We start from the raw sequence: 13,219 nt of genomic DNA, 5'->3' as shown, positions 1-13,219 counted from the left end.
TGGACGCCTGCTCAGAGCCTTTCCTGGAGCGTTCCTGCTCCAGAAGAATCCAGGGTTGTCCACGGCGGTTGTTAGCATCCGCGTCAGCAAGATCACTCACCTCGGCGCTGTGCGTCGATGCACGTCTCAAAGTAGGGTTTCTGGCCGAAGTACCTCGCTGCGCAGGATGCGAAGGATCTCGCCGACATCTGCATTGTGGTTCGTCTGACGTCGCAGTTCCTTGCGTACAGCCTCGGTCACCACGTCGGACAGGATTACCTGGGCCAGGGACTTGGGCGACGTCGCGGCGCGAGCCCTCCACAGGTCGTCGATCAGGCGGCGTTTGAACGCCTCCTTGGTCAAGTAGAAGAGCGCGTCCGTCTTTGCGCTCAGACCGGTGTCACTGAGCAGGTCCACTTCAAGGGCCAGGTCGATGACCACGGGGAGGCCGGCGGTCATGTGGTAAGCCTGCCACACTTGTCCATTGGACAGGATCATCCACTCAACGCCCTCGTTCACGGCGTACATCTGCACCTGCCGCAGATGTTTGGCGTTGAGCTTCTGGCTGCAGCGCTTCACCTCGATGAAGGCGACGAGTTGTTTGTCAATGCGAATGCCGTAGTCGGCGAATTCGCCTTTGACCTGATATTCCGTAGTGAGATCGTCGTACTTGTCGTAGCCGAGTCCTGCGCACAGGAAGTCGGTGATGAGCAGCCGCGTGTCTCCTTCATTTGCATCACGCGCTATAAGATCGGTCAGCGGCTTGGAGTAGCGCCGTATCGCTGCTCGAACGCGGTCCCGTGCGTCCGTCTCCCACTTCGGGGCCACCCGGGTCCCCGCCGGCTTCTTCGTTGGGGCGTTTACGACTTCCCTGGCGACCTCAGCCTGCTCGTTGCCGACGATCGTCTGTCCGGACTGCTCGCTCATGCCATCCACCCGCCTATCCAGTAGGGACAAGGCAGGTTAGGTCCATTCGGAAGATCAACACATTGACTCGTTGAGATCGATACGAAAATGACTCCATGGCGTCACTCTGAGTGCACAGGACAAGAGCACACATATAGTGCGAACTTCTTGAGTGGCCACTCTGCTGATTAATAGGACATTCGAGCGACCGTGCATTGAACCCAAATAGGGGAATTTGACCGACCTTTTTTGGGCCTAGCGATCACCCCGCTTCCCAGCCGCCACCAGCAGCCGTCAGCCATACGCGGCGTCCTTCGTGTGTGAGCTTGATGACCGACATTGCCGTCACGGATCCCACGGTGCTCGATGGCAAGGACCGACGAAGTCGGTCCGCGGCAGCCGATCGCCCCGCTCGGATGGCAAGTACCGAAGTAAGCGATCGCCACGGCCTCTGCCGAACACTTCATTACGAGTGAAGCGGAGGGCCATGGTCGAGAGCCGGCGCTGCTGCTCAACCGTTGTGGACCAGGACAGTGGGGGACCAGGACGGCAAGCCACGAAAGGTCAAGACCGCACGCCATGGCACGGGCAAGCGCTGGCTCGCCGTCTGGGTGGACCCCGACGGTAAGGAGCGCTCGACCGCTTACGACCGCATGGCCGACGCCGAGCGCAAGATCGCCGCCATGGGCGCCGACATCGCCCGCGGCGACTACATCGACCCCAGCGCGGGCAAGGTGCTCTTCGCCGACCTTGCCGAACGGTGGCTCGCCTCGCGCATCGTGGATCCAGCGACCAAGATGCGGTATGAGTACGTCCACCGTCTCCACGTCGCGCCGACCTTCGCCAAGCGCCAGGTCAAGAGCATCAAGCCATCTCAGATCCAGGCATGGATCAGTAGCCTGAGCAGCCGCTTCGAGACCTCCACCGTACAGACGGCCTTCCTGGTCCTCCAAGGCATTCTCGACCTGGCCGTCGCCGATGAAGCGATCAAGCGCAGTCCCGCGAAGTGGCCGATCGTCCAGGTGCCGAAGCGCGCCGCCGAAGAGATCACGGCGTGGTCGGACGAACGGGTTCACGCCCTGATCGACGCCCATCCCGCCCTGTTCCGCCTGCTCCCTGTGCTCGGGGCAGCGTGCGGGCTTCGGCAAGGTGAGCTGTTCGGCCTGGCTTTCGAAGACATCGACTTCGAGGAGCATGTCCTCCGGGTGCGGCGCCAGATCAAGAAGCTCGGAGCCGACCATGTCTTCGCGCTGCCGAAGAACGACCGTGAGCGCGTCGTGCCGCTACCTGCCTGGGCGGCCGAGGCCAACAAGCGACACGTCTCGTCCTATCCCCCGCTTGTTTGTTCTCTGCCTTGGGAGAAGGTGGACGGCAAGCTCCGTACGCAGAACCTGCTGTTCCGCTGGACGGACGACCGTTTCATCAAGGCCAGAAGCTACAGCGAAACCGTGGGGAAGCCCGCTCTCGTGGCCGCGGGCGTGATCCCGGCACCGGACAAGGACGCTCGTCAGCGGAGCCGCTACGCCACCTCGCGCAAAGAAGGGCTGCACCAGCTCCGCCACTACTACGCGAGCGTCATGCTGGCCGGCGGTGTTTCGGTCAAGGAACTCGCCGAGTATCTAGGCCACGCCGACCCGGGCTTCACCCTCCGGGTCTACGCCCACATGATGCCCGGATCTCATGACCGCGCCCGCAGAGCGTTCGACGAGCGTTTCTTCCGCCCGCATCCGCCCGCCACACCGGCGTAGAGCGACCGTCACCGATCCCGGAAGCGGGCTATCCGCGGGAGCCTGCGAGCAAGTTCGCTTTCATCGTCCAAGTCCCACCGCTCTCCGTGGGGGACGCTGCCGAGCGCCGGGTTCAGGGAAAAACCCCCTGAGATGCCCCGAGCAGCCACGGCATCGACGAGGGTGTCCGAGTCCTTACCGGACACCCGTTCGTAGGCGTCGTACGGCGCGTAGGCCAACGACTCGAACTCGGGGAGTTCTTCTCTCATCTGCTCCGGATCCTGCGGCCGGGGCTTGAGAGCATTGTTATACGACTCCTCCAGCTCCAGCAGGTGAAGCACCTGAGGCTGCTTGATCAGCCGATCTGGGCAGTCGGCGACGGCCTCGAACGTCTCGCGCCCCAGACTGATGAGCCAGCTCACGAAGTACTCGAAGCCGTCCAGCGAGCCCGAACCGAACACGCACCGGTACGCCGCGTAGAGATCGGTGGTGCAGCCTCGATTGTGAGTCGTGATCCACCAGACGTCATAGTCGATGATCTCTTCAACCGGTCGGCGAGAAAGCTCGTCCACCAACCACGCGACACGCGTGCTCCTCGTGTCGGTCTCGCGTCCGGAACGCTCGATAAGGTCCCAGAACTCATCGACATCCATGCCGCGTGATGCTCGCACCCCTGGGCCACCGTGTAAAGATCACGGAACAGGGACGGAACAGACCAAGCCGACGGTCGGCCAGCACCTCGGCGGACCCGGCCCACCCCGCAGGAAGCGCCGGGTTTCCGCACGTCAACGCCTACTTGAGGAGTTGGCGGGCCATGACCATGCGCTGGATCTGGTTCGTACCCTCGTAGATCTGGGTGATCTTGGCGTCGCGCATCATGCGTTCCACCGGGAAGTCCTTCGTGTACCCGTACCCGCCCAGCAGCTGCACCGCATCCGTGGTGATCTCCATGGCCGCGTCCGAGGCCGCGCACTTGGCCGCGCTCGACAGGAACGTGAGGTCCTTCTGGGGTTCGCCGTTCATGGCGCGCTCGGACTTGGCCGCCGCGTGGTACGTGAGCTGCCGCGCCGCCTCTAGCTTCATCGCCATGTCGGCGAGCATGAACTGCACGCCCTGGAAGTCGGCGACCGGCCGGCCGAACTGCTTGCGTTCCTTGACGTACCCCACCGCGTAGTCGAGGGCTCCCTGGGCGATGCCGAGGGCCTGGGCGGCGATGGTGATGCGGGTGTGGTCCAGGGTGGCGAGGGCGGTCTTGAACCCGGTGCCGGGGGCGCCGATCATGCGGTCCGCCGGGATGCGGACGTTGTCCATGATGACCTGGCGGGTGGGCGAGCCCTTGATGCCGAGCTTGCGCTCCTTCGGGCCGAAGGAGACGCCTTCGTCCGACTTCTCGACCACAAAGGCGGAGATGCCGCGGGCGCCGGCGGAGGGGTCGGTCACGGCCATGACCGTGTAGTACTCGGAGACGCCCGCGTTGGTGATCCACATCTTGGTGCCGTTGAGCACGTACGAGTCGCCGTCCGCGACCGCCCGCGTCTTCATGGCCGCCGCGTCCGAGCCGGCCTCGGGCTCTGACAGCGCGTACGAGAACATGCCCTCCCCCCGCGACACCGGCTTCAGATAGCGGGCCTTGAGCTCCTCCGACGCCGACAGCAGCAGCGGTACGGTGCCGAGCTTGTTGACGGCCGGGATCAGCGAGGTCGACGCGCAGGCCCGCGCCACCTCCTCGATGACGATCACCGTGGCCAGGGCGTCGGCCCCGGCGCCCCCGTACTGCTCGGGCACGTGCACGGCGTGCAGGTCCGCCGCTACCAGCGCCTTGTAGACGTCCCACGAGAACTCCTCGTTCTCGTCGGCCGCCGCGGCGTACGGGGCGATCTTCTCGTCGGCCAGGGCGCGGACCGTCTCGCGGAGCATGTCGTGCTCTTCGGCCGGTGCGTACAGAGGGAAGCTCATGCATCAAATACTAGGACGTCCGAGCTTCTTGTTACCAGCCGGTACGGTTTGCGGCGGAATGCACGTGGCACGTACGGAGCAGCGGGGGGCCGATAGCATGCGTGCGCGATCGAAAGGAGCACCCTCGTGCCATATCGCCTCACGGTGATCGGGACCGGATACCTGGGGATCACGCATGCGGCCTGCATGGCGGACCTCGGTTTCGAGGTCCTCGGCCTCGACATCGACGCCGACAAGGTCCTGCGGCTCAACAGCGGCGAGCTCCCCATCCACGAGCCGGGCCTCGAACCCGTGCTCCGCCGCGGCCTCGAATCCGGGCGCCTCCGCTTCACCACCTCCTACGAGGACATCGCCGCCTTCGGCGACGTGCACTTCATCTGTGTCGGCACCCCCCAGAAACGCGGCGAGTACGCCGCCGACGTCTCCTACATGGACGCCGCCGTCGAGTCCCTCGCCCCGCTCCTCGATCGCGAGTGCCTGGTCGTCGGCAAGTCCACCGTCCCCGTCGGCACCGCCGAGCGCCTGGCCGACAAACTCGCCCGGCTGGCCCCTGCCGGGGTCCTGACCGAGCTGGCATGGAACCCCGAGTTCCTGCGCGAGGGCCACGCGGTCCAGGACACCATGCGCCCCGACCGGCTCGTGTTCGGCGTGCGCAGCGAGCGGGCCGAGAAGGTGCTGCGCGAGGTGTACGAGCCGCTCGGCGACGTTCCGATCGTGGTGTCCGACTTCGCCACCGCCGAGCTGGTCAAGACCGCCGCGAACGCGTTCCTGGCCACGAAGATCTCCTTCATCAACGCCATGGCCGAGGTCTGCGAGGCGGCCCACGCCGACGTGCAGAAGCTGTCGGAGGCGCTGTCGTACGACGACCGCATCGGCGGGCGCTACCTCAACGCCGGGCTCGGCTTCGGCGGCGGCTGCCTGCCCAAGGACATCCGGGCGTTCATGGCCCGCGCCGGGGAGCTGGGGGCCGACCAGGCGCTGACGTTCCTGCGCGAGGTGGACGCCATCAACATGCGGCGCCGCGCCCGGATGGTCGACCTGGCCAGGGAGCTGGCGGGCGGATCCTTCCACGGGTGCGTGGTGGGCGTGCTGGGGGCGGCGTTCAAACCCGACTCCGACGACATCCGGGACTCGCCGGCGCTGGACGTCGCCGTGACGATCGGCCACCAGGGCGGCCGGGTCACCATGTACGACCCCATCGCGCTCGACAACGCCCGTAAGGCGCATCCCGAGCTCAGCTACGGCGAATCGGTCGTCGAGGCGGTGCGCGGCGCGCACGTCGTGCTGCTGCTCACCGAGTGGCAGGAGTTCGTGGACCTCGATCCCGAGCAGCTCGGCGGGGTCGTCGCGGCGCGCCGCATCGTCGACGGGCGCAACGCGCTGGACGCCGAGACGTGGCGCTCGGCGGGCTGGCACTACCGGGCGCTCGGCCGCCCCTGAGGCCGGCTTCCGACGTCACACCCCCAGGTGGCGTACCCACTGGGTGTAGAGCGGGCGGTAGCCGCGACGCGCCCAGAACGGGGTCGAGAGCGGGTTGGGCAGGGCGTGGTGGAGCAGCATGGTCCGCACGCCCTGCGCCGCCGCGTACCCGTGGGCCACGTCCGCGAGCAGCGCCCGCCGAGCGGCGTGCCGTCGGCCCCCTCGGCCAGCCAGCACCACTCCGTCGGCATGACCTCCGAGGCCAGGAACGCCCTGATCCGCGCGGCGGTCGAGGCGCGCACCGCCACCCAGCCGAAGTGGGCGTCGTAGGCCACCAGCCGCTCGTACAGGCGGGCCAGGGTCTCCAGGTCGTCGGGCGTGGCCCGGCGGACGCCCGCGCCCTGCGCCGTTCCCGCGATCCCGGCGCGCACCGCCTGCGCCACGACGGGGGCGAAGTTGCGGGCGGCCAGCGCGCGTACGGGTGCGACGTCGCGGCTCGGCCAGGTCACGGTGAGCGCCTGCCCCTGCTCGTCGAGCGGGATCCCGGCCAGCCAGGTGTCGAGCAGCGCGCCGAGCGCCGCCTCAGGGGACGGTCCCGCGACGCGCGCCTGGAGGCGGTGGACCACCAGCGGGGACCAGGAGGCGCGCATGCTGCCGGGATCGACGCGTTCGACGGTGGCCCACCCGACGGCGCCACGTGCCTCGACGTGGCCCTGGCCCCGTAACTCGCCCCTACCCCGTGACTCGTCCTTGCCCCGTAACTCGTCCTGGCCCGCGACCAGCGGATCCGCGGCCCGGACGCGGGCGGCGTGCGCCCGGATCACGGCGTCCATCCCGGCACGATAACCGCTGACGCCCGCCCCGGCTACAGTTCCTTCGCCTCGGCGCGCAGGCGTTCGCCCTTCGCGTACGCCTGCTCCTTCAACCGCTGCTGGAACTCCTCCATCCGGGCCCGCAGGGCGGGGTCGGCGGCGGCGAGGATGCGGATGGCGAGCAGCCCGGCGTTGCGGGCGCCGCCGACCGCGACCGTCGCCACCGGCACCCCGGCCGGCATCTGGACGATGGACAGCAGGGAGTCCATGCCGTCGAGGTGCTTCAGCGGCACCGGCACCCCGATGACCGGCAGCGGCGTGACGGAGGCCAGCATGCCGGGCAGGTGCGCGGCCCCGCCGGCGCCGGCGATGATCACCTGGAGGCCGCGGGAGGCGGCCTGCCGGCCGTAGTCGATCATCTCGGTGGGCATGCGGTGCGCGGAGACGACGTCGGCCTCGAACGGCACCCCGAACTCGGCGACCGCCTCGGCCGCCGCCTTCATCACCGGCCAGTCGGAGTCCGACCCCATGACGATCCCGATCGTCACGCTGCCTCCTTCGTCGGCAACGTGACGATCACGATGCTGTGTCTGATGGTTCGTTCGCTGCGCTCACTCACGTGTACTCCCCTGTCATGAGGTGGACGGCGGCGTGGCGGGCGCGGGCGCGGACCTCGTCGAGGTTGGAGCCGACTGCCGTGACGTGGCCGATCTTGCGGCCCGGCCGCACCTCCTTGCCGTAGAAGTGCAGCTTGATGCCGGGATCGTGGGCGAGCACGTGCTCGTAGCGCTTGAACAGGTCGGGGTCGTCGCCGCCGAGCAGGTTGGCCATGACGACGACCTGCGAGGTCATCGTGGGCGAGCCGAGCGGCAGGTCGAGCACGGCCCGCAGGTGCTGCTCGAACTGCGAGGTGCGGGCGCCCTCGATCGTCCAGTGGCCGCTGTTGTGGGGGCGCATGGCCAGCTCGTTGACCACGAGGCCGGAGGAGGTCTGGAACAGCTCGACCGCCAGCAGCCCGGTGACGCCCAGCTCGTGGGCGATGGTGAGCCCGATGCGCTGGGCCTGCGCGGCCTGCTCGGGATCGAGGCCGGGCGCGGGGGCGAGCACCTCGACGCAGATGCCGTCCTGCTGGACGGTCTCGACGACGGGGTAGCTGACGCCCTGGCCGTGCGGCGAGCGGGCCACCACGACGGCCAGCTCCCGCTCGAACGGCACGAACGCCTCCGCCATGAGCGGCACGCCCGTGGCCATGGCCTCCTCGACCTCGGCCGCGTCGCGGCACACCCAGACGCCGCGGCCGTCGTAGCCGCCGCGCACGGCCTTGAGCACGACCGGCCAGCCGTTCTGCTCGGCGAAGGCCGTCACGTCGGCCGCGGACGACACCCGCGCCCAGGCCGGGCAGGGCACGCCGATGGCGCTGAGCCGTTCGCGCATGACCGCCTTGTCCTGCGCGTGGACGAGCGCCGCCGCCCCGGGGTGCACGGCGTGGCCCTCGGCGATGAGCGCCTCGATGTGCTCGGTGGGGACGTGCTCGTGGTCGAAGGTGATCACGTCGCAGCCCTGCGCGAACTCGCGCAGCACGTCGAGGTCGCGGTAGTCGCCGATGCGCGTGTCGACGATGACGCGGGCGGCGCTCTCGTCGGGGGCGTTGGCCAGCACCCGCAGCTCGACGCCGAGCGCGATGGCGGGCGGCTGGGACATTCTGGCCAGCTGACCTGCGCCGACGATGCCGACGACCGGACCGATGGGGCGGTAATCACTCACGCCAGGTGAGCTTACCGGGACGTCCGGACCACCCGTTTGCGGACCCGCGCGGCCGAAGGGGGCGCTGGACGGCCGTTCCGGGTGCCCTCGCGGGCGCGGCCGCCCAGCGGCCCGCCTCGCAGGGTAGTCCTCAGGCCGGAAATACGCCCGACATTGCTGGATATTTCATGAGTACGTCGTGACCGGGTAAGTTCATCCGTCTGACACCGGCCCTACGACCCGACCGGTACGCTGGACAGATCGAGCCCGGCTGACGAGCCGTGAAGCCGGGCAGCGAAGAAGGGACCGAAACAGACCCGTGGAAGTCGTCAAGCGCCTCTACGAGCGGTTCTCGTCCCTGGTTCACGAGCTGGCCAAGTTCGGCAGCATCGGCGCGGTGGCCTTCGTCATCGACACCGGTCTGCTCAACTTCTGCCACGTCGTGATCGGCCTGGGCCCGCTGACCTCGAAGCTCGTGGCGACGGTCGTCTCCACCACGTTCGCCTATCTCGGCAACCGCTACTGGACCTTCCGCCACCGCGAGCAGACCGGGCTCGGGCGCGAATACTTCCTGTTCTTCCTGCTCAACGGCATCGCGTTGCTGTTCGGCATCCTGGCCATCGGCTTCACCACCTACACCCTCGGCCTCAACGACACGCTGTCGGTCAACATCGCCAACATCGTCGGTGTGGGGCTCGGCACCCTCTTCCGCTACTGGTCCTACAAGAAGTGGGTGTTCCTGGAGGCCACCGAGCCCATCCCGGTCGAGCTGCCCGGCCAGGGCGTCAGGCAGGACCGCTGACCACCCTGTTGCCCCGGCCGTCGTCCTCGGCCGGCCGCAGGAAGACGGCGAACGTCGCCGGCCGCCGCCGCACCAGCTCCAGCCGTCCGCCGTCCGCGGCGGCCAGCGCCCGTGCCAGGGTCAGACCGAGACCGGTGCCCCCGCCACCGCTGACGTTCCGCTCGAAGATCTTGGGGGCGATCTCGTCGGCGATGCCGGGACCCTCGTCCGACACCTCGACCACCACGTAGTTCTCGCCGCTGGTGCTGGTGACGGTGACCGTGCCGCCGCCGTGCCGCAGGGAGTTCTCCAGCAGCGAGGCCACCACCTGGCCGAACCCGCCGGTGGTGGCGAGGGCCTTCAGCCCGCGCGCCCCCTCCAGCCGCAGCTCGCGGTGGGCGTCCTTGAACACCGGCGCCCACTCCCTCACCTGCTGGATCAGCACCTCGTCGATGGCCACCGGCTCGGCCTGGGCGTGCCGTTGCCTGCGGGCCGCGGCCAGCAACTCGTCGATGACCGCCGTCAGCCGCTCGGCCTGGACGATCGCCGCCTCGCCCTCCTCGCGTACGACCTCCGGCTCGCCGGCCGAGGCCACGATCTCCTCCAGACGCATGGTGAGGCCGGTGAGCGGCGTACGGAGCTGATGGGAGGCGTCGGTGGCGAACTCGCGCTCCCGCGTCAGCAGGTCGGAGATGCGGGCCGCGCTGCGGTCGAGCACCTGCGCCACGCGGTCGAGCTCGGGGATGCCGTAGCGGTGTTTGCTCGGCCGCGCGTCGCCGGACCCCAGCCGCTCGGCGATCTTCGCCAGGTCCCGCAGGGGCAGCGTCAGGCGGCGGGACTGCACGACGGCCAGGCTCACGGCCACCGCGAGGGCGGCCACGGCCAGGGCGACGATGAGCAGCAGACGGGCCCGTACGTCGCGCTCGACCTGGTCGCGGTCGCGACTGATGCGTACGTAGACGCCGGTGTTGGTCTGGGCGTCCTCCGTCATGAGGTGACCGGACGCCGGTGCGGTGCCGACGACGGTCACCCGGAGGGGGGTTCCGCGTTCCCAGATCTGGATGTATCTGCCCGGGTATTTCTGCTCCAGTTGCTGGGGATCGAGCGGCGTCTCCTGGACGCGGGCGTACTCGACCTCTCCCACGAGACGTTTGGCCTCCGCCCCGAGCTCCTGAGCCGCCTCGTCGACGATCAGGCGGCTCACCACGACGCCCAGGGGGACCCCCAGCAACAGGACCGCGATGACCGCGACGACCAGGGTGGAGGTGAGCAGTCGACGGCGCATCCGCCTACTCGCGTTCGAACCGGAAGCCGACTCCCCGGACGGTCGTGATGTAGCGCGGTTTGGCGGCGTCGTCGCCGAGCTTGCGCCGGAGCCAGGAGATGTGCATGTCGAGCGTCTTGGTGGAGCCCCACCAGTTGGTGTCCCACACCTCGCGCATGATCTGCTCGCGGGTGACCACCTTGCCGGCGTCGCGGACCAGCACCCGCAGCAGGTCGAACTCCTTGGTCGTGAGGTGCAGCTCCTTGTCGCCCATCCAGGCGCGGCGGGAGTCGGCGTCGATGCGCACCCCCTGCACCACCGGGGTCTCGGAGGTGCCGCGGCGCAGCAGCGCGCGTACCCGGGCCAGCAGCTCGGCCAGCCGGAACGGCTTGGTCACGTAGTCGTCGGCCCCAGCGTCGAGCCCGACGACGGTGTCCACCTCGTCGACGCGCGCCGTGAGGATCAGGACCGGGGTCCCGTGGCCCTCGGCGCGGATGCGGCGGGCCACCTCCAGGCCGTCCATCTCAGGCAGCCCGAGGTCCAGAACTATGAGATCGATGCCGCCCGACAGGGCCCGCTCCAGGGCTTGCGGGCCGTCGGGGCTCACCTCGACCTGATAGCCCTCGCGACGCAGGGCGCGCGCGAGCGGCTCAGAGATCGAGGTGTCATCCTCGGCGAGAAGTACGCAGGTCATAAAGCGATCGTAGGACCTTAAGCGATCGTTTCCCGGCTACAGCGCGCGGTTTGACTCGTCGTTGACCTATCCATTGACCTGGGCAAACACGACTAAAATACGGTTGGTCGTGATTAAATTACCGCGCTTTCCGGCGCAAGGGGACCGACTCATCATGCCCACCGCCGGAATGCCCAACCCTGCCGCTCGGAAATTGCCGGGAATGGCCGGTGTCGGGAATATCGCGATCACCGGCGAGAGCCGCGAATCCCGCCCGCCACGACGGGTACGCGGGCGTCCAGCCGAGGTCCCGCCGCGCGTGCCGGTTGTCCGCGCCGCGCGCGGCCGGGTTCGCCGACGCGCCGGACACCGATGGAGCCGACGCGCCGGACACCGGCGGTGCCGGCGCGCCGACCGCGCGGCAGAAGGCGGGCACCCAGTCGAGCCCGGCGGCCGGCTCGTCGTCGCAGACGTTGACGTGGCCCACCGGCCAGTCCAGGGCCGCCAGGGCGGCCGCCGCGGCGTCGTCCACGTGCACGAAGCTCGTCACGTCGGCGCCCGCCACCAGCCGCCCTTCCCGCGCCTCGGCCGCGCGCAGGCCGCGCGGCTCGAACCAGGTGCCCGGCCCGTACAGCAGGCCGTAGCGCAGCACCACCCACTCGGGCAGCTCGGCCACGGCCGACTCCATGGCCGCCACGCCCGCGACGGTGGTGCGGCGCGGCTCGGGCGCGCCGAGGTCCAAGGGCTCGCTCTCGCGGGCCGGACCCTCGCCCGGCACGTACGTCCAGCAGATGCTCTGCGCCACGATCCGCCGCACCCCGGCGGCGAGAGCGGCGTCGACCAGGTTGCGGGTGCCGTCGCGGCGCAGCGCGGCGTTGGCGGCCAGGTCACCCCCGGCCAGGTCGGTGAGCTGGTGCATGACCACGTCCGCCCCCGAGTCGCGGACCGCCGCGGCCAGGGCGGCGGCGTCGAGGACGTCCACGCGCGCGGGCGTGGCGCCGAGGTCGCGCAGCGGGCCCGTACGCGCCTCGTGCCGGGTGGTGGCGACCACGGTGTGTCCCGCCGCGACCAGCAGCGGGATGATCCGCCGGCCGAGCACCCCCGCGCCGCCGGCCAGGAAGATGCGCAGGCCGGAAACGTTCTTGCTCGTCATGCCGACCACCCTAGGACCGGAGCGGCCCCCCGAAGCGGGCCACTTCCGGGGGATTCGGTCAGACCACTCCGCGAGCAGGAACAGGCCGGGACAGGGTCAGAATTCCTTGTCCTTGGGCTCGGTCTTGGCGTAACGGGCGAGGTAGAGCTGGATGCCGAGGCTGCCGATCAGGCCGATCTCGGTCTCCAGGTAGTCGATGTGCTCCTCCTCGTCGCGGAGGATGTCCTCGAAGATGTTGGCCGAGGTGATGTCGCCCTTCTCGCGCATGAGCGCGATGGCCGGGCGCAGGCGCTGGACGACCGCCAGCTCGACCTCGAGGTCGGCGTGGAGCTGCTCCTCGACGGTCTGCCCGATGTGCAGGGTGCCGAGCCGCTGGTAGTTGGGCAGCCCCTCAAGGAAGAGGATGCGGTCGGTCAGCCGCTCCGCGTGCCGCATCTCCTCGAAGGACTCTTCGCGGGTGTGGTCGGCCAGCCGCGTGTATCCCCAGTTCTCCTGCATCTTGGAGTGCAGGAAGTACTGGTTGATGGCGGTGAGCTCGGCGGTCAGCTGCTCGTTGAGCAACTCGATGATCTGTTTGTCGCCCTGCATGACGGGGCCCCCTGCTATCCGGCTATGCGGTCGTCAACTCTTCAGACCGCTTCAGGATCGCACAGATCTTCCGCACACAACGGGCACAGTCCCCGCCCGCACCAGTGGTGTCGCGAATCTGCTTCGCACTTTTCGCCCCGGCGGCGATGCAGTCGTGCACCTCATTTTCTGTCACAGCACGACAAATACACGCATACATTCCGGGGCTGGCCTCTCAA

14 protein-coding genes are annotated in these 13,219 nt (G+C 68.8%); 3 read left to right on the top strand and 11 right to left on the bottom strand.

The window, feature by feature from the left end; genetic code table 11:
• Positions 1-126: 126 nt before the first annotated feature.
• Positions 127-906: a type I restriction enzyme HsdR N-terminal domain-containing protein gene (locus tag BMW85_RS33765; protein WP_143082495.1), complete on the bottom strand. Its 780-nt coding sequence runs from the start codon at positions 904-906 to the stop codon at positions 127-129.
• Positions 907-1,418: 512 nt separating this feature from the next.
• On the opposite strand from BMW85_RS33765, the gene BMW85_RS33760 reads away from it, so the two are divergent.
• Positions 1,419-2,633: a tyrosine-type recombinase/integrase gene (locus tag BMW85_RS33760; protein WP_091089716.1), complete on the top strand. Its 1,215-nt coding sequence runs from the start codon at positions 1,419-1,421 to the stop codon at positions 2,631-2,633.
• A gap of 8 nt (positions 2,634-2,641) precedes the next feature.
• Here the strand turns inward: BMW85_RS33760 and BMW85_RS33755 are convergent, their stop codons facing one another.
• Together BMW85_RS33755 and BMW85_RS33750 are read right to left on the bottom strand one after the other, a co-directional pair.
• Positions 2,642-3,265: a DUF4240 domain-containing protein gene (locus tag BMW85_RS33755; protein WP_091089713.1), complete on the bottom strand. Its 624-nt coding sequence runs from the start codon at positions 3,263-3,265 to the stop codon at positions 2,642-2,644.
• A gap of 139 nt (positions 3,266-3,404) precedes the next feature.
• Positions 3,405-4,568, bottom strand: coding sequence for an acyl-CoA dehydrogenase family protein (locus tag BMW85_RS33750; protein WP_091089711.1), 1,164 nt, complete (start codon positions 4,566-4,568; stop codon positions 3,405-3,407).
• Positions 4,569-4,694: 126 nt separating this feature from the next.
• Between BMW85_RS33750 and BMW85_RS33745 the strand changes: the two genes are divergently transcribed.
• Positions 4,695-6,008, top strand: coding sequence for a UDP-glucose dehydrogenase family protein (locus BMW85_RS33745; protein WP_091089709.1), 1,314 nt, complete (start codon positions 4,695-4,697; stop codon positions 6,006-6,008).
• Here the strand turns inward: BMW85_RS33745 and BMW85_RS33740 are convergent.
• The 3 genes from BMW85_RS33740 to BMW85_RS33730 form a co-directional block, all read right to left on the bottom strand.
• Complete coding sequence (locus BMW85_RS33740; RefSeq protein ID WP_091089706.1) at positions 5,984-6,820, bottom strand: hypothetical protein; 837 nt, start codon at positions 6,818-6,820, stop codon at positions 5,984-5,986. The genes BMW85_RS33745 and BMW85_RS33740 overlap by 25 nt on opposite strands.
• A 32-nt stretch (positions 6,821-6,852) precedes the next feature.
• On the bottom strand, positions 6,853-7,329 hold the full coding sequence (gene purE / locus BMW85_RS33735) for a 5-(carboxyamino)imidazole ribonucleotide mutase (RefSeq protein WP_051112759.1): 477 nt from the start codon (positions 7,327-7,329) through the stop codon (positions 6,853-6,855).
• 85 nt (positions 7,330-7,414) lie between these two features.
• Positions 7,415-8,563, bottom strand: coding sequence for a 5-(carboxyamino)imidazole ribonucleotide synthase (locus BMW85_RS33730; RefSeq protein WP_091089703.1), 1,149 nt, complete (start codon positions 8,561-8,563; stop codon positions 7,415-7,417).
• A gap of 298 nt (positions 8,564-8,861) precedes the next feature.
• Here BMW85_RS33730 and BMW85_RS33725 point away from each other — a divergent pair, with 298 nt between their 5' ends.
• Complete coding sequence (locus BMW85_RS33725) at positions 8,862-9,344, top strand: GtrA family protein (protein ID WP_091089700.1); 483 nt, start codon at positions 8,862-8,864, stop codon at positions 9,342-9,344.
• Here BMW85_RS33725 and BMW85_RS33720 read toward each other — a convergent pair.
• The 5 genes from BMW85_RS33720 to BMW85_RS33700 form a co-directional block, all read right to left on the bottom strand.
• The gene (locus BMW85_RS33720; protein WP_091089699.1) at positions 9,328-10,608 is read right to left on the bottom strand and encodes an ATP-binding protein; all 1,281 of its coding nucleotides are present in this window, start codon (positions 10,606-10,608) and stop codon (positions 9,328-9,330) included. The two genes, BMW85_RS33725 and BMW85_RS33720, sit on opposite strands and share 17 nt — an antisense overlap.
• A gap of 4 nt (positions 10,609-10,612) precedes the next feature.
• The gene (locus BMW85_RS33715; RefSeq protein ID WP_012888073.1) at positions 10,613-11,281 is read right to left on the bottom strand and encodes a response regulator transcription factor; all 669 of its coding nucleotides are present in this window, start codon (positions 11,279-11,281) and stop codon (positions 10,613-10,615) included.
• Positions 11,282-11,399: 118 nt separating this feature from the next.
• A complete protein-coding gene (locus BMW85_RS33710; RefSeq protein ID WP_218156050.1) occupies positions 11,400-12,413 on the bottom strand; it encodes an NAD-dependent epimerase/dehydratase family protein in 1,014 nt (337 codons plus the stop codon).
• Between the two features lie 96 nt (positions 12,414-12,509).
• A complete protein-coding gene (gene bfr / locus BMW85_RS33705) occupies positions 12,510-13,001 on the bottom strand; it encodes a bacterioferritin (protein ID WP_091089696.1) in 492 nt (163 codons plus the stop codon).
• Between the two features lie 22 nt (positions 13,002-13,023).
• Entirely contained in the window at positions 13,024-13,200 is a 177-nt protein-coding gene (locus BMW85_RS33700) for a (2Fe-2S)-binding protein (protein ID WP_091089695.1), read from the bottom strand.
• Positions 13,201-13,219 lie beyond the last annotated feature (19 nt).

This window comes from Nonomuraea wenchangensis (genome assembly GCF_900111685.1).
GTDB classification, from domain to species: Bacteria; Actinomycetota; Actinomycetes; order Streptosporangiales; family Streptosporangiaceae; genus Nonomuraea; species Nonomuraea wenchangensis.
The sequence above is the reverse complement of the archived record's forward strand: the minus strand, read 5'-3'. Positions and strand labels throughout refer to the sequence as shown.